Source organism: Bosea sp. 29B (assembly GCF_902506165.1).
Taxonomy (GTDB): Bacteria; Pseudomonadota; Alphaproteobacteria; order Rhizobiales; family Beijerinckiaceae; genus Allobosea.
Genome location: NZ_LR733817.1, coordinates 663,339 through 683,728 on the forward strand (window position 1 = coordinate 663,339; position 20,390 = coordinate 683,728).

The 20,390-nt window shown below is 66.7% G+C and carries 20 protein-coding genes and 1 tRNA gene; 10 read left to right on the forward strand and 11 right to left on the reverse strand.

Annotated elements, in window-relative coordinates:
* Positions 1–22: 22 nt before the first annotated feature.
* Entirely contained in the window at positions 23–337 is a 315-nt protein-coding gene (locus tag GV161_RS30880) for a DUF167 family protein (protein ID WP_193219468.1), read from the reverse strand.
* A gap of 5 nt (positions 338–342) precedes the next feature.
* Positions 343–633 (reverse strand): YggT family protein, encoded by a 291-nt coding sequence (locus GV161_RS30885; protein ID WP_091836582.1) that lies wholly within the window; start codon positions 631–633, stop codon positions 343–345.
* Positions 634–742: 109 nt separating this feature from the next.
* On the opposite strand from GV161_RS30885, the gene GV161_RS03355 reads away from it, so the two are divergent.
* Positions 743–818 (forward strand) — tRNA-Ala (locus GV161_RS03355).
* 320 nt (positions 819–1,138) lie between these two features.
* Here the strand turns inward: GV161_RS03355 and GV161_RS31305 are convergent.
* The gene (locus GV161_RS31305) at positions 1,139–1,273 is read right to left on the reverse strand and encodes a hypothetical protein (RefSeq protein ID WP_280179013.1); all 135 of its coding nucleotides are present in this window, start codon (positions 1,271–1,273) and stop codon (positions 1,139–1,141) included.
* 391 nt (positions 1,274–1,664) lie between these two features.
* On the opposite strand from GV161_RS31305, the gene GV161_RS03360 reads away from it, so the two are divergent.
* The 3 genes from GV161_RS03360 to GV161_RS03370 all read left to right on the forward strand — a co-directional run bounded on the left by GV161_RS03360 (position 1,665) and on the right by GV161_RS03370 (position 7,386).
* A complete protein-coding gene (locus GV161_RS03360; protein WP_159650118.1) occupies positions 1,665–4,337 on the forward strand; it encodes an autotransporter domain-containing protein in 2,673 nt (890 codons plus the stop codon).
* 649 nt (positions 4,338–4,986) lie between these two features.
* The gene (locus GV161_RS03365) at positions 4,987–5,844 is read left to right on the forward strand and encodes a LysR family transcriptional regulator (protein ID WP_152011861.1); all 858 of its coding nucleotides are present in this window, start codon (positions 4,987–4,989) and stop codon (positions 5,842–5,844) included.
* A 186-nt stretch (positions 5,845–6,030) separates the two neighbouring features.
* Positions 6,031–7,386: an amidohydrolase family protein gene (locus tag GV161_RS03370; RefSeq protein WP_244623847.1), complete on the forward strand. Its 1,356-nt coding sequence runs from the start codon at positions 6,031–6,033 to the stop codon at positions 7,384–7,386.
* A gap of 66 nt (positions 7,387–7,452) precedes the next feature.
* Here GV161_RS03370 and GV161_RS03375 read toward each other — a convergent pair whose 3' ends face one another.
* A complete protein-coding gene (locus GV161_RS03375; RefSeq protein ID WP_193219467.1) occupies positions 7,453–7,938 on the reverse strand; it encodes a hypothetical protein in 486 nt (161 codons plus the stop codon).
* A 134-nt stretch (positions 7,939–8,072) separates the two neighbouring features.
* Between GV161_RS03375 and GV161_RS03380 the strand changes: the two genes are divergently transcribed.
* Positions 8,073–8,273 (forward strand): hypothetical protein, encoded by a 201-nt coding sequence (locus GV161_RS03380; RefSeq protein ID WP_152011859.1) that lies wholly within the window; start codon positions 8,073–8,075, stop codon positions 8,271–8,273.
* A gap of 76 nt (positions 8,274–8,349) precedes the next feature.
* Positions 8,350–8,991 carry a hypothetical protein gene (locus tag GV161_RS03385; RefSeq protein WP_152011858.1) on the forward strand — a complete coding sequence of 214 codons (642 nt, stop codon included), beginning with the start codon at positions 8,350–8,352 and terminating at the stop codon, positions 8,989–8,991.
* An 18-nt stretch (positions 8,992–9,009) separates the two neighbouring features.
* Here the strand turns inward: GV161_RS03385 and GV161_RS03390 are convergent, their stop codons facing one another.
* The 7 genes from GV161_RS03390 to GV161_RS03420 form a co-directional block, all read right to left on the reverse strand.
* Positions 9,010–9,285 (reverse strand): hypothetical protein, encoded by a 276-nt coding sequence (locus GV161_RS03390; protein WP_152011857.1) that lies wholly within the window; start codon positions 9,283–9,285, stop codon positions 9,010–9,012.
* A gap of 158 nt (positions 9,286–9,443) precedes the next feature.
* Positions 9,444–10,196, reverse strand: a complete 753-nt coding sequence (locus tag GV161_RS03395) for a hypothetical protein (protein WP_244623846.1) — start codon at positions 10,194–10,196, stop codon at positions 9,444–9,446.
* Complete coding sequence (iolB, locus tag GV161_RS03400) at positions 10,193–10,996, reverse strand: 5-deoxy-glucuronate isomerase (protein WP_152011855.1); 804 nt, start codon at positions 10,994–10,996, stop codon at positions 10,193–10,195. The genes GV161_RS03395 and iolB overlap by 4 nt, the downstream gene beginning before the upstream one ends.
* Before the next feature lie 14 nt (positions 10,997–11,010).
* Complete coding sequence (gene iolE, locus GV161_RS03405) at positions 11,011–11,910, reverse strand: myo-inosose-2 dehydratase (protein WP_152011854.1); 900 nt, start codon at positions 11,908–11,910, stop codon at positions 11,011–11,013.
* Between the two features lie 14 nt (positions 11,911–11,924).
* On the reverse strand, positions 11,925–13,766 hold the full coding sequence (gene iolD, locus GV161_RS03410; protein WP_152011853.1) for a 3D-(3,5/4)-trihydroxycyclohexane-1,2-dione acylhydrolase (decyclizing): 1,842 nt from the start codon (positions 13,764–13,766) through the stop codon (positions 11,925–11,927).
* Positions 13,767–13,779: 13 nt separating this feature from the next.
* Complete coding sequence (gene iolC, locus GV161_RS03415; protein ID WP_152011852.1) at positions 13,780–15,681, reverse strand: 5-dehydro-2-deoxygluconokinase; 1,902 nt, start codon at positions 15,679–15,681, stop codon at positions 13,780–13,782.
* On the reverse strand, positions 15,674–16,522 hold the full coding sequence (locus GV161_RS03420; RefSeq protein ID WP_152011851.1) for a MurR/RpiR family transcriptional regulator: 849 nt from the start codon (positions 16,520–16,522) through the stop codon (positions 15,674–15,676). Before GV161_RS03420 ends, iolC begins: the two co-directional genes overlap by 8 nt.
* Before the next feature lie 123 nt (positions 16,523–16,645).
* On the opposite strand from GV161_RS03420, the gene GV161_RS03425 reads away from it, so the two are divergent.
* The 4 genes from GV161_RS03425 (at position 16,646) to GV161_RS03440 (ending at position 20,390) form a co-directional block, all read left to right on the forward strand.
* A complete protein-coding gene (locus GV161_RS03425) occupies positions 16,646–17,446 on the forward strand; it encodes an SDR family oxidoreductase (protein WP_152011850.1) in 801 nt (266 codons plus the stop codon).
* Between the two features lie 36 nt (positions 17,447–17,482).
* The gene (gene iolG / locus GV161_RS03430) at positions 17,483–18,484 is read left to right on the forward strand and encodes an inositol 2-dehydrogenase (RefSeq protein ID WP_152011849.1); all 1,002 of its coding nucleotides are present in this window, start codon (positions 17,483–17,485) and stop codon (positions 18,482–18,484) included.
* The gene (locus GV161_RS03435; RefSeq protein WP_152011848.1) at positions 18,484–19,284 is read left to right on the forward strand and encodes an inositol monophosphatase; all 801 of its coding nucleotides are present in this window, start codon (positions 18,484–18,486) and stop codon (positions 19,282–19,284) included. Before iolG ends, GV161_RS03435 begins: the two co-directional genes overlap by 1 nt.
* A gap of 164 nt (positions 19,285–19,448) precedes the next feature.
* Positions 19,449–20,390: an ABC transporter substrate-binding protein gene (locus GV161_RS03440; RefSeq protein ID WP_244623903.1), complete on the forward strand. Its 942-nt coding sequence runs from the start codon at positions 19,449–19,451 to the stop codon at positions 20,388–20,390.

Genomic DNA, 20,390 nt, shown 5'->3' on the forward strand with positions numbered 1-20,390 from the left:
CTGATTCTGCTGCAACGCAGCATCAAATCTCGCAAAACTGCTTCTGCAATCGCGCCGCCAGCGCCAGCGCATCGCCGCAAATCAGGATGCGCTTCACTCGCGCGCTCGCGCCGGCCGTCAGCGAAACCTGGGAGCGGGAGACCGAAAACTCTTTGGCCAACAGCGCGATCAGCGCGGCATTGGCCTCGCCCTCGCTCGGAGCGGCCCGGACTCTGGCCTTCAGCACGTCGCGCCCATCGGCCAGCGTCTCGACGCCGTCAAGGCCATCGCGCCCGCCGCGCGGCGTCAGGCGGACGGACAGCACGAGCCCGTCCGACGTGACCGACCAGGCGGCCATCCGGCCTAGAAAACGTTCGGGTAGATGTAGCGGGTGATCACGCTCTGGATGAAGAAGATCAGCAGCAGCAGGATGATCGGCGAGATGTCGATGCCGCCGAGATTGGGCAGCATGTTGCGGATCGGCCGCAGCGCCGGCTCGGTGATGCGGTAAAGGAAATCCCAGACCGTCGAGACGAACTGGTTGCGGGTGTTGACGACGTTGAAGGCGATCAGCCAGCTCAGCACGGCCGAGGCGATCAGGATCCAGACATAGAGGTTCAGCGCCAGCATCACGACGTCGAGAACGGCACGCATCGAGCAGCATCTCCGAGAAGGCCGGGCACTCTGCGACAAGCACCCACAAAACTCCTGCCGCAAGCGATTGACAGGAGCGCAACGCAGGGCCTAGAAGGCCAGCGCCCTGGGGGCTGTAGCTCAGATGGGAGAGCGCTGCAATCGCACTGCAGAGGTCAGGGGTTCGAATCCCCTCAGCTCCACCAGGGATTTCTGCTAAATAGCCGGGATTAAACGGGATTTGGCGGGACCAGGTGGTCTTACCCCAACAAGCGGCAGCGCTTGGCCGTGTGCCCTCTCCTATCGAAGCCGTGGGGTCGCCGCGGTACTCGATGGATCGTGGTCGACGATTGATCGCGAAACCCAGCTCCATTGCGCCTTGGCCGCCGCGGCCCCTTGACCGTAGCTCGCGCCGTCCTCCAGCCCGAGTGATTCGCAAGCTTCGGATGGCATCACGACGCTGTCGGCGGTGAGCGCTGCGCAGACCCGTTTGAGCGCGACGACCAGCATCTCCGGCGACGAAGCCTCAATCTCTTCCTCGCGCGGCAAGTTGACGAGCGAGCGGAATGCTCGCCGCAGCGTCGGCTTCCACCTGCTCTTCGCTGGAGGCGATGGCCGCACCTGTCAGGCCGGCCTTACGTACAATCTGCTGACTGCTCATGCGCGGCGCCCCATTGGTATGACGCACCTGCCGATGACCAGTTCCCCGTCAGCGAAGACGACGGGCAGATGGCCGTAGAACGAGAACGTCGGGAGAGTGACGGGCTTCACGGCGAAGGAGCGCGACGGCTTGCCCCGGCCGCAGCTGCGGTTGATGCGGATCGGGCTCATGCGCTGGCCCCCGCCCGCCTGATCTCCTCATAGCGCTCGATCGACGCCCGCAGCGCGGCGACGGCGGCCTCTCCCCGCACGCCCTTGATCCCGCGCTCGTCGCCCGTCCTGCCGGGCACGCCGTCGAGGAAATTGTTGCGCTTATCCGGTCCATGAGGCTATCTCGCTTAGGTTGTGCGGCAGCGTGCGATGCGGAGCGGCTTCGCGGCGATGGGGGCAGGATGCGGACGCTGGGGCGGCGGATTGCGTGCATCGCTTTCGCTCTCGATGCAGGTATCATGGCCTGCCTGTCAGTGTCCGGATCGGCGCAGGCCGCGGGCACCGATGCGACCTGGCTTTATAACCCTCCGGGCGCCAATACCAACGAAGGTCAGAACTGGTCCACTGGAACCGTCCCGACCGGAACGGGCTATTTCGGTACGAGCGCTCGCACCGAATACTATATGTTCTCGACCCATGGCGGCTTCACCTTCAACGCGGATGCGCCAGCCTATCGTTTCAGAGGAAGTATTACCTTCGACGGAGCTGGGATCGTCAACAATTCGAGCAATACGCAGACGTTTGAAGTTTTCAGATTCAATGGGATGTACTTCCTCAATTCCGCGAGCGCCGGAAACGCCCACATCACGAGCGATGGCGCTGTTGTATTTCGCGGCACCAGCACCGCCGCCGATTCGAACATCAGCTCGCGGGATTTAAGATTTCAGGATGACAGCACAGCTGGCAACGCAACGATCCGACCTTATTCGTTAGCCCTATTCGAGGGACATTCGACGGCCGGCGATGCAACGATCATCGTTGGCTTCAGCACTGCCGTATCCTTTTCGGAATACAGCACGGGAGGCAATGCCCGGTTCGTCGTGTCCGGCGAGCTCGCCATACTCAGTTTAACGACAGCAGGCATGACTGCAGGCTCGATCGAGGGGGCCGGCACGGTCGAGCTCGGCTCCAAGCAGCTGACTGTCGGCAGCAATAATCTTTCGACGACGTTCAGCGGTGCGATCATCGACAGTGAGGGGAATTTTTATAGAGGCGGCTCGCTCGTGAAGGTCGGGAGCGGGACGCTGACCCTGACGGGGGCGAACAGCTACACCGGGGGGACGACCGTCTCCGGCGGCACGCTGGCCGGGACCACGACGAGCCTGCAGGGCGCGATCCAGGTCGATGCAGCCCTGGTGTTCGACCAGAGCAATACGGGCACTTACGCCGGTGTCCTGTCTGGCGCCGGCTCCGTCACCAAGCGCGGCAGCGGCGTCGTCACCTTCACGGGGTCGAGCAGCTTCACCGGCCAGACCTCGGTCGAAGCGGGCACGCTGTCCGTCAACGGGTCGCTGGCGGGCTCGACCGTGGTCGTCAATGGCGGCACGCTGGGCGGCGCCGGAACGGTCGGCGGCATTGCCGCCGTTTCCGGCACGGTCGCTCCGGGCAATTCGATCGGCACGCTGACGGTCGCCGGAAATGTCTCCCTCGGCTCGGCCTCGACCTATCGGGTCGAGGTCGATGCCTCGGGCCAGAGCGACAGGATCGTCGCGTCCGGGATGGCAACGCTGTCTGGCGGCACGGTCCAGGTCGTCGCCGCCAATGGCGACTACAACCAGGTCACACGCTACACCATCCTGACGGCGCAGGGCGGTGTCAGCGGCCAGTTCTCGGCCGTGACCTCCGATCTCGCCTTCCTCACGCCCTCGCTGAGCTACGGCGCGACCGATGTGACCCTGACGATGGCCCGAAACGACCGGCGTTTCGGCGGCACGGGATATACGGTGGCGACGACGGCCAACCAGAGCGCAGTCGGAGTCGTGGCCGAGACGCTGGGCAATGGCAATCGCGTCTACGAGGCGCTGATCGGCTCGACCGTCGCGGAAGCGCGCACCGGCCTGAGCCTGCTGGCGGGCGAGGCACATGCGGCCAACGCATTGAACACGGTGGCCGACGGCAATGCGATGCGCGACGCGTTGCTGTCGCATACGCGGCTGCCCCCTGGTGCTGCCGGCCCGGGCGTCGCATCCTGGAGCGCCGACGGGCCGGGCGGGGTCTTGGCGGGCAGCGCTTCACGCTCCAATCTGGCGGCGCCGCGCTTCTCGGCCTGGGGAACAGCGATCGGCTATCAGGGCCGGTCAGACGGCACCGCTAACGCGGGCGCGATGAGGCGCAATGGCGGCGGCTTCCTCGTCGGCGGCGAGGTCGCGATCGATGAGACCTGGCGTCTGGGCGCGGCGGCGGGCTATACGCGCTCGCATTTCGACATCGCCACGCGCGCGACCTCCGGCTCTTCCGACAATGTTCATGCCGCGCTTTACGGTGCAGCCAGATTCGGTGGCCTCAACCTGACGCTCGGCGCCGCCGTCAGCTGGAGCGCCGGCGACATCGATCGCCGCGTCGCATTCCGGAACTTCGGCGAAAGCCTGACGTCCAGCCCGGGAGGCATGCTGGCCCAGACCTTTCTGGATGTCGGCTATCGCTTCGATGTCGGGCGGTTCGGGCTCGAGCCCTTCGCGCAGGTCGTGCTGCTCAATCTGCAGAGCGACAGGGTGACGGAAACCGGCGGCTCCGCCGCCTTGGCGGTGGCGTCCGGCTCGCAATGGTTCGGTCTGTCCACGCTCGGCCTGCGGACGGAGATCAGGCTCGGCGGCGGGCCCCTGTTCGCGCGCAGCTCGCTAGCTTGGCGCCATTCCTTCGGCGAGGTCACGCCCACGGCGCTGGCCGCCTTCAGCAGCGGCTCGTCCAGCTTTCGCGTCGCAAGCGCTCAGGCCGATCGCGATGCCGCCGTCGTCGAGGCCGGACTGGATTGGCGCGGCCTGTCCAGCGTCAATCTCGGTGTGAGCTATGGCGGCGTCTATGGCGCGAACGCCCGCGACCATACGCTCAGGGGCAAGGTCGAGATCAGGTTCTGACCGAGAGTGGGAGCGCGTAACCGGTCGCGCGCAACTTCACCTCGCTCCCGGCCCTGACACGGACCACTCACCGCCGGTCACGCCTTCGAGCCGGCGCCGCAGCGCCTCGACCTCAGCCTCGCCTCACAGCTGCGCCAGATCTTCCGCCAACTCCGGGCCGCGGCCGACGACGGTCTTTTCACACTCGGGCCGGAAGGGCAGCAAGACCCCGTCGACCAAATGAGGCTGGACGAGGTGACGAAGCGGCTCGCCCGCCTCAGTGCGGAGCTTCGTGCCGTTCAGGACGACACCGAGCGAGCCTAGACCGGCAAAGGTGCGCGGTGATTCCCGACGTAGCATCGTCGTGCGGCTAATCGGGCGAGGATAGCCCAACTTTTACCTCAACAGGAGACAGTCATTGTGCGGCACGGTGAGACAGAACAAAACAAGAGTCTGATAGAACATAAACTGAACCTGTACACAGAAGGCGTGTTTTGGCACCCTGTCAGCTCAGTGTGGTGGCCCTCAGCTCCAGCAGGCCCGACGACTGATCGTTGATCTCCCAAAATCATGCCGCTGAAGCAGTTTGAGCGATGGCCTCGCCTTGGCTGCCGGCGCTTGCGCCGCCTAGTATCGGGCGACCCGCCTCGAACCGCCCGGCAGCGCGACGATGACCCGCTATCCCATGTTCAATCCGCAGCTGCTGCAGAGCTTCGTCGCGGTCTGCGAGAGCATGAGCTTCACCCGCGCCGCCGAGCGGGTCTCGCTGTCGCAATCCACCGTCAGCCAGCAGGTCAGGCGCCTGGAGGAGATGCTGGGCAAGCCGCTGTTCGAGCGCAACCCGCATCAGGTCCAGTTGACTGAGGAAGGCAGCCGGCTGCTGAGCTATGCAAGGCGCATCCTCGCTCTGCACGAAGAGGCGCATGACGCGCTGACCGGCTTCTGGCGCGACGGCGTGCTCAGGCTCGGCATGCCCGAGGATTTCACCGTTCCGACCGCCGGCCTGCTCGCGCAGTTCAGCCTGGCGGAGCCGCATCTGCGCCTCGACGTCACCAGCGGCCTCAGCGCCGATCTCTACAGCGCCTATGAGCGCGAGGAACTGGACCTGATCCTGGTCAAGCAGCGCCGCCGCCAGCCACCGCGCGCCGCGCGACCCGAGCCATTGCTCTGGCTCGACAGCCTGGCCCACCCCGCCATCGAGCGTGCGCCGGTGCCGCTGGCGGTCTTCCCGCTCAACGGGCTCTACCGCGAGGAACTGTGCGAGGCGCTGGACGGTCTCGGCATACGCTGGCGCGTCAGCTACGCCAGCACGAGCCTGGCTGCGCTCATCGCCGCCTCCGCCGCTGGTCTCGGGCTGACCTTGCTTCCGGCGAGTTGCCGACAGCAGGGCCACCGTGTGCTTGGGGCGGCGGAAGGCCTGCCGGACGTGACCGGCTTCGAACTGGCGCTTTACTACCGCGACAACGCTCCGGACGCGACCATAGCTCTCGCCGGACAACTCAGCGCCTTCTGCGGGCTGGAGCCATAGGCAGGTTTTTTCAAGGCCCGCTTCCGGCTATCGGCCTGGGCACATTGATCATTGCCGAATCGAATGATCATCATGGGCAAACATCGCTGCCACCGCGGACGGCCCTCTCGTAGAGGGAGAACACCAACATCAGTCCGGGGAAACGACATGGGCAGCGTGCAGCACCAGAGCCGCAGGGGTTTTCTCATGCAGACGGGCCAGCTCACCACAGCCGCCACGGTCATCGGCCTCGCCGGTGGCAGCGCCGAGGCGGCGCCGAGCAAGCCCGAGAAGGACGCCGGCAAGACCGGTGTCACCACGCTGAGCGACCGCCACTACTATCTCGGCGGCGTCCGCCTCGAAGACGGCTTCGACTATGACGGCGACATCGTGGTCGGCACCCGCACCGGGCTCTACACGCTGGAGGTCAAGGACGGGACAATCACCGCCCTGCATCCGGCCGGCGCTGCCCTTTCCGCCACCCTGCCGCGCTACGACGCCGGGGGTCAGCTGGCACTGCCGGCGATGCGCGACATGCACATCCATCTCGACAAGACCTTCTATGGCGGACCCTGGCAAGCGCCGCGCCCACGTCAGGGCAAGACGATCATGGACATGATCGCCCTGGAGGAGAAGCTGATCCCGACGCTGCTGCCGACCTCGCAGGAGCGCGCCGAAGGCCTGATCGCCCTCTTGCAGTCGAAGGGCACAACCACCGCCCGCAGCCATTGCAACATCGATCCGGTCAGCGGGCTGAAGAGCCTGGAGCACCTGCTGCTCGCGCTCGAAAAGCACCGCGACGACTTCTCCTGCGAGATCGTCGCCTTCCCGCAGCACGGCCTGCTGCATTCCAAGGTCGACGGGCTGATGCGCGAGGCCATGAAGATGGGCGTGCAATATGTCGGCGGGCTCGATCCGACCAATGTCGACAAGGCGATGGAGAAATCGCTCGACGCGATGTTCCAGATCGCGCTCGACACCGGCAAGGGCGTCGACATCCATCTGCACGAGACCGGCCCGTCCGGCGCTGCCGCCATCACCTACATGATCGACACGGTCGAGAAGAACCCGGCGCTGCGCGGCAAGGTGACGATCAGCCACGGCTTTGCCCTGGCGACCATGGCGCCCGGTCTGCAGGCGGAGACGATCCAGCGCCTTTCGGCCCAGAAGATGACGATCGCCTCGACCGTGCCGCTCGGCGCCCTAACGATGCCGCTGCCGCAATTGCAGGACAAGGGTGTCTCCGTGATGACCGGCACCGACAGCGTGATCGACCATTGGTCGCCCTTCGGCAGCGGCGACATGCTGGAGCGGTCCTATTTCTACGCGCAGGTCTATCGGAACTCCGACGAGTTCCGGCTGTCGCGCTCGCTCGCCATCGCCACCGGCGGCGTCCTGCCGCTCGACGACGAGGGCAAGCGCGCCTGGCCGAAGGTCGGCGACACCGCTGGCTTCACGCTGGTCGGTGCCAGCTGCTCCGCCGAGGCCGTCGCACGCGTTCCAGCGCGCAGCGCCACCTTCCACAAGGGGCGGATGGTCTACGGCAGCGTCGGCAAGGCCTGACGCTCATAAGGTCGAGACGATATTGCCGGCGCGCCCGAGGCCCGGGCGCGCCACACCTATTCCTGCTCAGCCCTTGAGCTTGGCGTTGCACTGGCTCCAGTAGCCGCCGCCCTTCTCGATCCACTTCAGCTCGCCATTGGCGTTCGCGGCCTTGTTGGCGTTGTACTGGTCGGCGCAGGTCTTGAGGCGCGCGCGGCCGGCGGTCTCATCCGAGTATTTCGGCGAGACGACCCGCGGGAAGACCGCGGCCTTGGCCTTGCCGGCGGGCTTTGCCGGAGTCGCCGCCGCCGGCTTGCCTGCCGTGGTCGCAGCCGGCGTCGCCGCCGGAGCCGGAGCGTCCGTCACCGCCGCAGCCGCATCGTTCTCCGAGGCGTCGTCATCGGCGCAATTGGCCTTGCGGAAATCGTTCCACTTCTGGCCCTTCAGCGTGTTCGCCTTCTTGGCGTCCTGATACTTGGTACTGCACTCCTTCATGGTCAGGGCCGAGGCCGGCGCGCCGGCGAGACCCATGGTCATCAGAGCAAGGGCGGTGGAGAACAGAAGCGTCTTCATGTGCAGTCTCCCTGGGCGATGAGTCGAGCTCGCCGCGGCGAGCTTAACCAACGATGGAAATCTCTGCCATCGCCCTGCGGCAACTTCTGGGCTAGTTGCTCGTTCCATCACAGCAACAACTCAAGGACGTCCCGATGAAGTTCGCAATCACCCTCGCCATCCTCGCTCTCGGCCTCACTGCCTGCACGACGCTGGAACAACGCGTCAGCGGCGCTGCGGTCGGCGCCGGGACGGGAGCGGTCATAGCTGGACCAGTCGGGGCCGTGGTCGGCGGGGCCGCCGGCGCCGTCAGCGCCCCCAGTGTCGTCCGCACCACGCGTCGCGCCACGCGCTAATCGCGCCCGGCAGCGGAACCCTGCCGCTACTCCTTCGTTTCGACCATGAAGCCATTCGAGCCCATGGAGTCGAACGATGGACAACGACAAGCGCCTGCCACCGGACGTGCCCTCCAACGAGGATGAGATCGATCGGGCGACAGGCAGCGTCGCGGCTCGGGCCGCGGATCTCGCCAACCGCACGGCCGAGACCGTCAAGGACGGCTATGGCCGGGCCAAGGAGAAACTGGCCGAGATCGATCCACGCGACACATTGCGCGATGCCGGCCGCTATGCCCAGGAAACCGGCGAGGCGGCAGTTGAAACCGTCAACCGCCATCCGCTTGCGACCTTCGCGGTCGGCGCGCTCAGCGTCGGCCTGCTCACCTGGGCGATGACGCCGCGCCGGTCGAGCTGGCAGCCCGACACATCAGGCTGGACGCGGATGCTGCGCGACTACAGCGACCAGGCGCTGCGCGCCGGGCGCGATCTCGTCGGCAATGGTCGCGAACAGCTCGATCGCGGCCGCGATTATGCCAACCGCGGGCAGGACTATCTCGACATGGGCCGTGACTATGCCCGAGAAGGCGGTCAGATGCTGGTGCGTCGCGGCGAACGCGAGCCGCTCGCCGCTGTCGTCGGCGTCGGCCTGGCGCTCTATGTGATCGGCTCGCTTCTGAGCAGCAGCGGCAGTAGCAGCCAGTCACAGCCCGCCGCTCGCCGCCGGGCCAAGCGGTAAGTCCATCGACTGGGCGGCTCAGCCCCGGCGCGAGGCCTTCTCCGCCTGGCGAGCCGCTTGCTTCTCGGCATCGCCCGCCCGCACCACGCTCCGGATCGCAAGCGGCGGCTTGCCCGACCTCTCGGCGATCACGCGGTCCTGCTCCTGAATTGCCTCCAGCGCGGGCTCGTCGCCATCGATCCCGCCAAGCAATTCGGTGGGAACGCGGCGATTGGAGCTGCGTGAGCCATCCTCGTAGAACACGTCGAACAGCACGTAGGCGGCGTCGAGTGGCTTTGATTTCTTGCGGGCCATGGTCGGTCCTTGTCGGTTGGGCGATCCGTCCGGCAGCGGCGCCCAAGGCGGGCCGAAGGGATCGCGGGGCCGCAGAGCGGCGACTGAAAGCGGTGAGCGCGACGTAGACCCGTCCGGCCGGCAAGGCAAGCCGGAACGGCGCCTTGCCGGTTGCCGGCCTATGTCAGGCTCAGAGTCTCGACGATTTCAGAATCGAGCACGAGGTCGTCCCCGGCTCCCATGAGCCAGAGCGCATCGGCGCTGAAGCGCCGGATCGGCCTGTCCCACCAGCGCTCAACCAAGGCGGCAAGCGCTGCCGCCTCGGCAACGTCGAGGTCGTCCTTCAGGTTCCAGATACCGACGACATAGAGATCGCTGGTCGGCCGCCCGAGCGCCCGCTGGAGGAGATGGAGGGCGTTCTGCCCGTCGCGGCGTTCCGGGTAGAGCCGCAGATACAGCCGGCCGCGATTGACATTGCCCGAGAACAGGCCGCGTAGCTCCATGGCGACCGGCCCGATGCGCGAAAGCGCCTCTCGCGCCGCAGGACCGATCAGCGGCGGCGCACCGACAGACAGCGAGCCGCACACCGTCGCATGCAGCTTTGCCTGTCGCCTGGCCACGATGTCCCAGGCGATCTTGCTCGCGAATGGCGCCTCGCGCAGCTCTTGTTCGAGCTCCCGATACGCCGGGGCGTCCGTCAGACCCAGCGTCGGCACGACCAGCGAATAGATCGCAGGGTGCCGGCCGTTCTCGTAATGTGTGCCGTTCTTGCGCGCGATCGCCTTGGGATGGGCGGGGTCGATCAACGGCAGATGCGCCAGGCGATAGCCGTCGTCGAGCGCCATGCCGGCGCCGGACGCGAAGGCCGTGCGGCTGCGGAGATAGGCGAGCTCCTCGTCGCCGATCAGTTCGATCCCGGCAGCCTCGCTCACGCCTTCAGCATCCACTCATGCGCGGGGTCGTTGTGGAACTTCCAGACCCGCTTCGGCCCGGCCATGACGTTGAGATAATAGAGCTCGTAGCCATGCGGCGCGCCGACTGGGTGATATCCCCTGGGCACCAAAACGACATCGCCATCCGAAAACGCCATGGTCTCGTCGAGCGAGCGGTCATCGGTATAGACGCGCTGGAAGCCAAAACCCTGCGGCGGGTTGAGGCGGTGGTAATAGGTCTCTTCCAGCAGGGATTCAGCCGGCAGGTTGTCCCGATCGTGCTTGTGCGGCGGGTAGCTCGACCAGCAGCCCGAGGGCGTGATCACCTCGACGACGAGGAGGCCGTCAGCGCTTTCCGTCTCGGGCAGGATATTGCGGACATGGCGGGTGTTGCTGCCCTCCCCGCGCGTCAGCGAGCCGACATCGGCGGCCGCGATGACGCGGGCCGGACGGGCTCCCGCCTTACCCGGCGCCGAGCAGATCGCGATTTCGCACGGCCCCTGTGCCGTGACGCTCCAGTTCGAGCCGGCCGGGACATAAAGCGACCAGGGATCAGGCTCGAAGGGCGAGGAGCGCCCGCCGATCACGCCGAACTCCTGACCGCCGGCGCTGGCCGAAACCTTGCCCGAGAGCAGGACGAGGCAATGCTCCCTGCCACCGGTCTCGCGCGACAGGCTCTGCCCGTCGGCGAGCCGGTACACGGCGAAGCCGACATGCTCCCAGCCGGCCGTTTCAGGCGTGATCTCGTGGATGCGCCCCTCGGCATCGGGCGCCTGCGGCTTGACCAGCAGCTTCGACATGATCGTCCCCGAGCTCAGACGAGCCCGGCCTCCTTCAGGCTCTGCTTGAGATGGGCGACGCCCTTCTTGGCATAGGTCAGCGGATGCGCCTTTTCGGGATCCTGCTCGGCCTCGACCACGACCCAGCCGGAATAGCCCGGCAGCGCCTTGAACACCGCGGGGTAGTCGACCATGCCGTCGCCCGGCACGGTGTAGACGCCGAGCTCCCGGCCCTTGCCGAGAATGGCGTCGAGGAAGCTCCAATCCTCCCGGCGCGCCTGCTCCATCACGCCCTTGCGCACGTCCTTGGCATGGACATGGCTGATGCGAGCACGATAGCGCTCGGCGAGCTTGACCGGATCGGCCCCGCCCCAGGTGGCATGGCCGGTGTCGAGCAGCAGATGCGCCGCCTCGCCAGTCGCCGCCATGAAGGCGTCGATATCGGCCTCGCTCTCGACGATCGTGCCCATATGATGGTGGTAGACCAGCCTGACGCCTTCGGCGAGCGTGCGCTCGGCGACCTCGGTGATTCGCCGGCCGAACTGCGCCCAATCGCCCGCCGCCATCACCGGCCGCTGCGACAAGGGCTTGCTGCGGTCGCCATGGATCGCGTTCGAGGTCTCGGCGAAGACCAGTACAGTCGAGCCCATCGCTTTCAGCAGGTCGAGATGAGGCCGGAGGTGCTTCATCTCCTCATCGGCATCGCGCTTTAGCAATTCGGCCGAATACCAGCCGGAGATGCAGGCCATGCCGAAGGGGTCGAGGGCCGCCTTCAGCGCTTTCGGCTCGCGCGGGAACTTGTGACCAAGCTCCATGCCGACGAAGCCGGCTTCGCGGGCCTCGGCCAGGCAGGTTTCGAGCGGCGTCGCGCCACCGATGTCCTGGAGATCGTCATTCGACCAGCCGATGGGGTTGGCGCCGATACGGATAGGCATGTCGTCCTCTTTGATCAGTTGTCGCGCGCGGCGAGCGCGCCGTCATAGCGCTTGCGCGCCGCCTTGACCTCGTCGCGCACCGAAATCTCGGGCACCGCGACCTCCCACCAATGCCCGCCGGCATCAGTCGAGATCAGCGGGTCGGTATCGATGACGATGACGCTGGTGCGGTCATGGCCGCGCGCCTCGGCGAGCGCCGATTCCAGCTCGGCTAGACCCGTGACCTTGCATGCGATAGCGCCCATCGAGCCGGCATGCGCGGCGAAATCGATCTCGGGCAGCGTCTCATGGCGGGTGTCGCGCAGGAGATTGTTGAATGAGGCGCCGCCGGTCGCATTCTGCAGTCGGTTGATGCAGCCAAAGCCGCGATTGTCGAGCACGACGATGGTGAGCTTGATGCCGAGCATCACCGAGGTCGCGATCTCCGAGTTCATCATCAGATAGGAGCCGTCACCGACCATGACGAAGACCTCGCGCGCGGGATCGGCGAGCTTGGCACCGAGGCCGCCGGCGATCTCGTAGCCCATGCAGGAATAGCCGTATTCCATATGGTAGCCGCCAGGCGCGCCGGCCTGCCAGAGCTTGTGCAATTCGCCGGGTAGGCCGCCGGCGGCGCAAAGCACGACGTCGCTAGTCCGGCTCTGGCGCTGCACTGCGCCGACAACCTGCGCATCGCTTGGCAGGGCCTGATTGCTCGCCGCGGTATAGCGCGCGGCGGTGGTGAGCCAGGCATCGCGCGATGCCTGCGCCTGAGCCGTCCAGCCGGCCGGCGCTTTCCAGCCCGCCAGCGCGACCTCCAGCTCGGCGAGGCCTGCCTTCGCGTCGGCAACCAGCGGCTGCGCACCGTGCTTGCCGGCATCAAAGGCTTGCGTATTCAACCCGATGATCCGGCAGCCGGGATCGGCGAAGAGCGCGCGCGAGCCGGTGGTGAAATCCTGCAGGCGCGTGCCGACCGCGAGCACGACATCGGCGGTTTTCGCCGCTTCATTCGCTGCACCGGTACCCGTGACGCCGATCGCGCCGAGATTGAGCGGATGGTCATGCGGCAGGGCGCTCTTGCCGGCTTGCGTCTCGGCGCTCGGGATGCCGTGCGCCAGGCAAAAGCGGGCGAGCTCGCCTTCGGCCTCGCTGTAGAGCGTGCCGCCGCCAGCCACGACCAATGGCCGCTTCGCGGCTTTCAGCAGCTCTATCGCCTGCGCCAGCTCCTGCTCGTCCGGACGCGTCCGGCGCGGCTGCCGGATCCGCTCGACGAAGAAGCTTTCGGGATAATCATAGGCTTCCGTCTGCACGTCCTGGCACAGCGCCAGCGTCACCGGCCCACACTCCGACGGATCAGTCAGGACCTGCATCGCCCGCTCGAAGGCGGGGATGATCTGCTCCGGCCGGGTGATCCTGTCGAAATAGCGCGAGACGGCCTTAAAGCAGTCATTGGCGGAAACGGTACCATCACCGAAATCCTCGATCTGCTGCAGCACTGGATCGGGCCGGCGGCCGGCGAAGACATCGCCCGGCAGCAGGAGCAGTGGCAGGCGATTGACATGCGCGACCGCGGCGGCCGTCACCATATTGGTCGCGCCCGGCCCGATCGAGCTCGTCACCGCCATCATCCGGCGCCGGCGCGAGACCTTGGCGAAGGCGATCGCGGAGTGCGCCATCGCCTGCTCGTTATGGGCGCGCAGCGTCGGCAGGATGTCGCGGGCGCCATGCAGCGCCTCGCCGAGACCGGCGACATTGCCATGGCCGAAGATCGCCCAGACACCGGCGAAGAGCGGCAGTGTCCGGCCGCCGACGACCGTCTTCTGCGCCGCCATCGCTGCCACCAGCGCCTGCGCCATGGTGAGCCGTACCGTGCTCATGATCGCAATCTCCTCAGCGCGCTTGCCAGGCGTCGACCAGCCGGCCGAAGCGCTCGGCCATCATCGCGGTCGCGGCCTCGTCGTCGAGCGCGCCCGCAAGCCAGCCGCGCGCCGCCTCGCCGAAGATCGAGCGCCCGACCGCGAAACCCTTTACCGTCTTTGCGGTCTGCGCCAGCCTGAAGGCCAGCTCCAGTTCCGGCAATGGCGCATCGAGGCCGAGCAGCACGACGCCGCGGCAATAGGGATCGTTCTCGGCGATCGCGGCATCGACCGCAGCCCAGGCAGCAGCAGTGGGCTGCCCCTCCAGCTTCCACCAATCCGGCTTGATGCCAATCGCATAGAGCCGGCGCATGACCGAGGCCATGGTGTCGTCGCCGACCGGGCCGTTCTTCGAGCAGATGATCTCGACCAGCAATTCGCGACCAACCTGCCGGCAGGCGAGCGCGACGCGCTTCAGCGTCGCCTCCTGCTCGGCCTTCAGCGCCGCATCGTCGTCGGGATGGTAGAAGGCCAGCACCTTGGCGACATGGTCGACCGGCCACTCGTTCAGCGCCGCACCGAGCGAGCCGTCGGCATCAGTCTCCAGCCTGAGAGGCCGCGAACCCGGCACCTCCAGCGGCCGCGCCACCCAGAAGCCGTGATCACCGGCCCGAAACAGCGCCTCGCGGCCATGGCGCCCGTCGAGCAGCATGCCGAAGCCCTCGGCACCCTCCGCGATCCGCGCCGCGGCATCGACGGCGAGCCGCTTGAAGAGCTGGATGCGCTCGCGCGGCACGCCGGCCTCGTCTGCCATCGCCTCGACCTGGGAGCGATGGTCGATGGCGAGTGCCATCAGCGTCGCGGCCTGCGGCCGGCGCGTCGTCGCCCAATGGACATGGTTGATCGCCACGTCATGGCGCAGCGCCCGATGCGGCGAGCCATGTTTCAGAAAGAACTGCAGCTCGGCGAAGGTCGGGCTCTCCGGCGAGCAGAGCAGGCGCGAGACGGCGAAGGCGCCGCAGGCATTGGCCCATTTGCAGCAGGTCTCGATCGGCTCGTCGCTGAGATAGCCGCGCAGGAAGCCGGACATGAAGGCGTCACCCGCCCCCAGCACATTATAGACCTCGACCGGGAAGCCCGGCCCCTTGATCCCGTCCTCGATCGAAGCGGGAATGGCGCCCGGAAAGACGACACAGCCCATCGGCCCGCGCTTGCAGACGATCGTCGCCTTGCTCAGCGCGCGGATATTGCGGATCGCGGCGAGCGTGTCCTCGGAGCCGCCGGCGGCGTGCAATTCCTCCTCGGTGCCGACGATGAGGTCGCACTCCGGCAGGATCGCTTGCAGATGCTGGGTGACGCTGTCCGAGCGGATATAGCGCTCCTCGCCGGCAGCATGACCTGCGAGCCCCCAGAGATTGGGCCGGTAGTCGACGTCGAACACCACCTTGCGGCCATGCTTGCGGGCGAATGCGATCGCCTTGCGCTGCGCCTTGGCCGCGTTTGGAATGGCGAAATGCGTGCCGGTGACGACGACTGCCTTGGCCGAAGCGATGAAGGCCTCGTCGATCTCGCTCTCGTCGAGCGCCGCATCGGCGCAGTCGGTGCGGTAGAAGATCAGCGGGAAGGTCTTCTCGTCGCGCACGCCAAGAATGACCAGCGAGGTCAGGCGCTTGGGATCGACGACGACGCCCTTGGTCTCGACGCCCTCGCGCTGCAATTGCTCCAGGATGAAGCGGCCCATCTGCTCGTCGCCGACGCGGGTGATCACCGCCGATTTCAGGCCGAGCCTTGCCGTGCCGATCGCGATATTGGTCGGGCAGCCGCCGACCGCCTTGGAGAACGAGCCCATATCCTCCAGTCGGCCGCCGATCTGCTGGCCATAGAGATCGACCGAGGAGCGGCCGATCGAGATCAGGTCGAGCACGGGTTCAGGCATCGGGACGGGCTTTCTCGGCGGTGCCGACGGCAAGCGTCATGGCAAGTGCGAAGGTGGCCGACATCGAGCGGAAGGCACCGTAATCGGCCTCCTCGACCTCGAGCCACAGGGAACAATGCTGGGCGAGCGGGCTGAGCGCGCTGTCGGTGATCGCGATCACCGGAATGCCCTTGGCATGGGCCTGCGCCGCCATCGCCACCGTCGCCGGCGTATAGGGCGCGCAGCTGACGGCGACGACGACATCGCCTTGGCGAGCAATCGCCGCCTGCTCGGGACCGAGCGCGGCAATGTTGTCCACCAGCACCGCCCGGATGCCGAGCTTGCCGAAGGCATAGGCGAGATAGGACACCACCGTAAACATCCGGCGTGCACCGATGAGGATGATCGTCTCCGCCCCGGCAAGCAGGTCGGTCGCCCTGTCGACATCATGATGTTTCACGGTCGATTGCAGCCGCGTCAGTGAGCTGCGGCTGGCCTCGACGAAGCCATCGAGCAGCACCTGCGCCATGTTCGGCCCGGCCGCACCGTCTTCACGGAGCGCGACTAGCCTTTCGCGATAGTCGGGGAATTGCTGGCGCAGCCGCGAGCGGAAGAGCTGCTGCAATTCGCTGAAGCCGGAATAGTCGAGCGCCTGAGCGAAGCGCACCAATGTCGAAGCCTGCACTCCGGCCTGCTGTGCCACCTGCGCCGCCGTGCTGAGCGCCATATCGTCGGGATTGGCGAGCGCGTAATCGGCGACCTGCCGCAGCCGTTTCGGCAGGCTCGGCCCGCGCTCGCGCAACAGGGCGACGAAGCCGTCGAAATCGTCCTTTGGCGTTTCCTGCTGCACTGGCGATGTCATCGGGAACAGGGGCTCTCGCGGCCTTGACTTGCGCCGCCAGAGAATGGAATGTTTGTTCCATTAGTCAAGCGCAATAAAAATAATGTGCCATTGTGACAATGGCACTCCCAGGGAGAGACCGCGTTGTCTGAGCCAACCGACTTTCGCCGCGACCTCGATGGCAAGGTCGCCGTCGTCACCGGCGGCAGCCAGGGTCTGGGCGAGGCGATCGCCCGGGAATTCGCCACGCGCGGCGCTGCCGGACTCGTGCTCACCGGCCGCAATCGCGGGCGTGGCGAGGCGGTCGCCAGCAGCCTGAAGGCCTCCGGCTGCAACGCCCTCTTCCACGCCGCCGACCTTGCCGATCTCGACGCGGTCCGCGGAATCGTCCCTGCCGCGGAGAAAGCTTTCGGCCGGCTCGACATTCTCGTCAACGCCGCCGGCGACACCGATCGCGGCACGATCTTCGACACCAGCCCTGAGCTCTATGCCCGCATCATGGCGGTCAACCTGACCGCGCCCTTCTTCCTGATCCAGGATGCCGCGACCCTGATGCGCCAGCAGGGCACCCGGGGTTCAATCGTCAACATCCAGTCGATGTCGGCCCATGGCGGCCAGCCCTTCCTCGCCGCCTACAGTGTCTCGAAGGGCGCACTGGCGACACTGACCCGCAACACCGCCTACGGACTGCTTTCCGACCGCATCCGCGTCAACGGCCTCAATATCGGCTGGATGGCGACACCGGGCGAGGATGCGATCATGCGCCTGCGCCATGACGCGCAGGATGGCTGGCTGGAGAAGGCTGAGGCCAGCCGCCCCTTCGGCCGCCTGATCGATCCGCGCGAGGTCGCCAAGGCCGTCGCCTATCTGGCGTCATCCGAATCGGGGCTGATGACCGGCGCCAATGTCGACTTCGACCAGACCATTCTCGGCGCGCACGACTGAGGCGCCGGAGCACTCTCGAACCGCAGGACCACGGACGTGATGAGATTTGGATTGCTGGGCGCCGGCCGCATCGGGCGCATTCACGGGCTCAATGTCGCGGCGCGCTCAGATGCGCAACTGGTCGCGCTCTCCGACGCGTCCGCCGAGGCCGCCGCCTCGCTCGCCCAGGCGTCCGGCGCCAAGGTCGCAAGCACCGAGGCGATCCTCGCCGATGCCGGCATCGACGCCGTGGTGATCTGCACGCCGACCGACACCCATGCCGACCTGATCGAGGCCGCCGTCTCGGCTGGCAAGGCCGTGTTCTGCGAGAAGCCGGTAGATCTCGACGCCGGCCGCATCCGCCGCTGCCTCGAGGTCGTCTCGAAGTCCGGCAAGCCACTGATGATCGGCTTCAACCGCCGCTTCGACCCGAACTTCGCCGCGCTGGAGGGCCGCCTGCGGGCGGGCGAGGCCGGCGCCATCGAGATCGTCAGCGTCATCTCGCGCGATCCCGGCCCCCCGCCGGTCGAGTACGTCAAGCGCTCGGGCGGCCTGTTCCGCGACATGATGATCCATGATTTCGACATGGCACGCTTCCTCCTCGCCGAGGAACCGGTCGAGGTCTTCGCCCTCGGCTCGGCTTTGGTCGATCCGGCGATCGGCCAGGCCGGCGACGTCGACACCGCCGCCGTGCTGATGCGCACCGCGAGCGGGCGCATCGCCCAGATCTCCAATTCGCGCCGTGCCACCTATGGCTACGACCAGCGCATCGAAGTGCACGGCTCCAAGGGCATGCTGCGCGCCGGCAATATCCACGAGACCACGGTGGAGATCGCGACCGGCGCCGGCTTCCGCGCCGATCCCGTGCAGAACTTCTTCCTGGAGCGCTACGCCGCGGCCTATCGCGCCGAGCTCGATGCCTTCGTCACGGCCTGCCGCGACAAGCGCGCGCCCTCGCCCTCTGGCCTCGACGGGCTGAAAGCCCAGATCCTGGCTGATGCCGCGACCGAATCCCGCCGCACCGGCAAGCCGGTCGCCGTTTCGCTCGAGGCGCTGTGATGACGCCTGCCGAACTCGATCTGCGCCAATATGCGGTCCTCGGCCTCGTCGACGAGGCGAGCCGCTTGGCGCTCGGCTACTTCAGCCGCAAGGACAGCCTCGGCGTCAGCATGAAGGGCGCGCAGGACTGGCTCACCGTCGCCGACGGCGCGGTCGAGGTCTTCCTGCGCGAACGCCTCGCCATGTTGTTTCCGGATGATGCCGTGATCGGCGAGGAAGGCGGCGGCGAAGCGGCCGACGCGGTCTGGATCATCGATCCGATCGACGGCACTTCGAACTTTGCCCGCGGCGATCGCACCTGGTGCATCTCGGTCGGCCTGCTGCTCAACGGCGTGCCCGAGATCGGCATCATCTCGGCGCCGGCGCTGGGCGAGGTCTATATCGGCCGCCGCGGCCGCGGCGCGACCATGAACGGCGAGCCGATCAAGGTCTCCGGCACGGCCGATATCCGCCGCGCCTATCTCGAATTCGGCTGGTCGACCCGCATTCCCAATGAGGATTATCTCGCCACGGTCGGGCGCGGCTTCGCTGCCGGCGCTTCGGTCAAGCGCTCGGGCTCGGGCGCGCTCGGCCTCTGCCATGTCGCGATCGGCCGCACCGAAGCCTATGCCGAATTGCACATCAACGCCTGGGACGTCGCCGCCGGGCTGGTGATCGCCGCCGAAGCCGGCGCCGACAGCAACGACTTCTTCGCGGGCGATGCGATCAAGGTCGGCAACCCGGTGCTGTGCTGCACCCCGGAGCTGACGGCCGAGCTGGAGCGCATCACCGGAATCATGAGCCGGCACAGGGATCGTTGATCTTTTCCGACGAACGGTCACTATCGACCCAACAAGAACAGACAGAACCAGATATCGGGAGGAAGACCATGCAGAAACATCACTGGCTTCGCGCCGGGCTCTTTGCCGCCGCCGCGAGCGCGGCTTTCGCCGCCGCGCCGGCCCAAGCGCAGGGCTCGCTCGTCATGTATTGCGGCGTGCAGGAAGAATGGTGCCGCGCCATGAGCGGCGCTTTCGAGAAGGAGACCGGCATCAAGGTCGCGATGACCCGCAAGTCGGCCGGCGAAATCTATGCCCAGCTCAAGGCGGAATCGTCCAATCCGCGCGGCGACATCTGGTGGGGCGGCACCGGCGACCCACATCTGCAGGCGGCCGAGGAAGGCTTGACGCAGGACTATGAATCGCCTGCCAACAAGGACCTGCACGAATGGGCGCTGGCGCAGTGGGAAGCCGCCAAGAAGCGTTCGGTCGGCATCTATGCCGGCGCGCTCGGCTTCGGCTACAACACCCAGCAGATCAAGGCCAAGGGCCTCAACGAGCCCAAATGCTGGGCCGACCTGCTCGATCCCAAGCTGAAGGACGACGTCCAGGTCGCCGACCCCAACTCCTCCGGCACCGCCTACAACCTGCTCGCCACGGTCGTGCAGCTGATGGGCGAGGACAAGGGCTTCGACTATCTCAGGGCCCTGCACAAGAACATCAGCCAGTACACCAAGTCGGGCGCCGCGCCGGCCAAGGCGGCGAGCCTCGGCGAGACCGCCGTCGGCATCGTCTTCATCCATGACGCCGTCGTCTTCGCCGTGCAGGGCGACCCGATCAAGGCCGTCGCCCCCTGCGAGGGCACCGGCTACGAGATCGGCTCGATGTCGATCGTCAAGGGCGCGCGCAATCTCGACAATGCCAAGAAGTTCTACGACTGGGCTCTGACCCCGGCGGCACAGGCGCTCGCCGCGCCGGCCAAGTCCTATCAGGTACCGTCGAACAAGAACGCACCGGTTCCGGCCCAGGCGCCGAAGATGTCGGACATGAAGCTGATCAAGTACGACTTCGTCAAATACGGCTCCTCGGCCGAGCGCGTCCGGCTGCTGACGAAGTGGGACAAGGAGATCAAGGCGCTGCCGAAGTGA

What these genes read in the sequence shown, in the direction of transcription:
- GV161_RS30880 (WP_193219468.1), bottom strand. Translation starts at nt 337, where the DNA reads ATGGCCGCCTGGTCGGTCACGTCGGACGGGCTCGTGCTGTCCGTCCGC.
- GV161_RS30885 (WP_091836582.1), bottom strand. Translation starts at nt 633, where the DNA reads ATGCGTGCCGTTCTCGACGTCGTGATGCTGGCGCTGAACCTCTATGTC.
- GV161_RS31305 (WP_280179013.1), bottom strand. Translation starts at nt 1,273, where the DNA reads ATGAGCAGTCAGCAGATTGTACGTAAGGCCGGCCTGACAGGTGCGGCC.
- GV161_RS03360 (WP_159650118.1), top strand. Translation starts at nt 1,665, where the DNA reads ATGCGGACGCTGGGGCGGCGGATTGCGTGCATCGCTTTCGCTCTCGAT.
- GV161_RS03365 (WP_152011861.1), top strand. Translation starts at nt 4,987, where the DNA reads ATGACCCGCTATCCCATGTTCAATCCGCAGCTGCTGCAGAGCTTCGTC.
- GV161_RS03370 (WP_244623847.1), top strand. Translation starts at nt 6,031, where the DNA reads ATGCAGACGGGCCAGCTCACCACAGCCGCCACGGTCATCGGCCTCGCC.
- GV161_RS03375 (WP_193219467.1), bottom strand. Translation starts at nt 7,938, where the DNA reads ATGAAGACGCTTCTGTTCTCCACCGCCCTTGCTCTGATGACCATGGGT.
- GV161_RS03380 (WP_152011859.1), top strand. Translation starts at nt 8,073, where the DNA reads ATGAAGTTCGCAATCACCCTCGCCATCCTCGCTCTCGGCCTCACTGCC.
- GV161_RS03385 (WP_152011858.1), top strand. Translation starts at nt 8,350, where the DNA reads ATGGACAACGACAAGCGCCTGCCACCGGACGTGCCCTCCAACGAGGAT.
- GV161_RS03390 (WP_152011857.1), bottom strand. Translation starts at nt 9,285, where the DNA reads ATGGCCCGCAAGAAATCAAAGCCACTCGACGCCGCCTACGTGCTGTTC.
- iolB (WP_152011855.1), bottom strand. Translation starts at nt 10,996, where the DNA reads ATGTCGAAGCTGCTGGTCAAGCCGCAGGCGCCCGATGCCGAGGGGCGC.
- iolE (WP_152011854.1), bottom strand. Translation starts at nt 11,910, where the DNA reads ATGCCTATCCGTATCGGCGCCAACCCCATCGGCTGGTCGAATGACGAT.
- iolD (WP_152011853.1), bottom strand. Translation starts at nt 13,766, where the DNA reads ATGAGCACGGTACGGCTCACCATGGCGCAGGCGCTGGTGGCAGCGATG.
- iolC (WP_152011852.1), bottom strand. Translation starts at nt 15,681, where the DNA reads ATGCCTGAACCCGTGCTCGACCTGATCTCGATCGGCCGCTCCTCGGTC.
- GV161_RS03420 (WP_152011851.1), bottom strand. Translation starts at nt 16,522, where the DNA reads ATGACATCGCCAGTGCAGCAGGAAACGCCAAAGGACGATTTCGACGGC.
- GV161_RS03435 (WP_152011848.1), top strand. Translation starts at nt 18,484, where the DNA reads ATGACGCCTGCCGAACTCGATCTGCGCCAATATGCGGTCCTCGGCCTC.
- GV161_RS03440 (WP_244623903.1), top strand. Translation starts at nt 19,449, where the DNA reads ATGTATTGCGGCGTGCAGGAAGAATGGTGCCGCGCCATGAGCGGCGCT.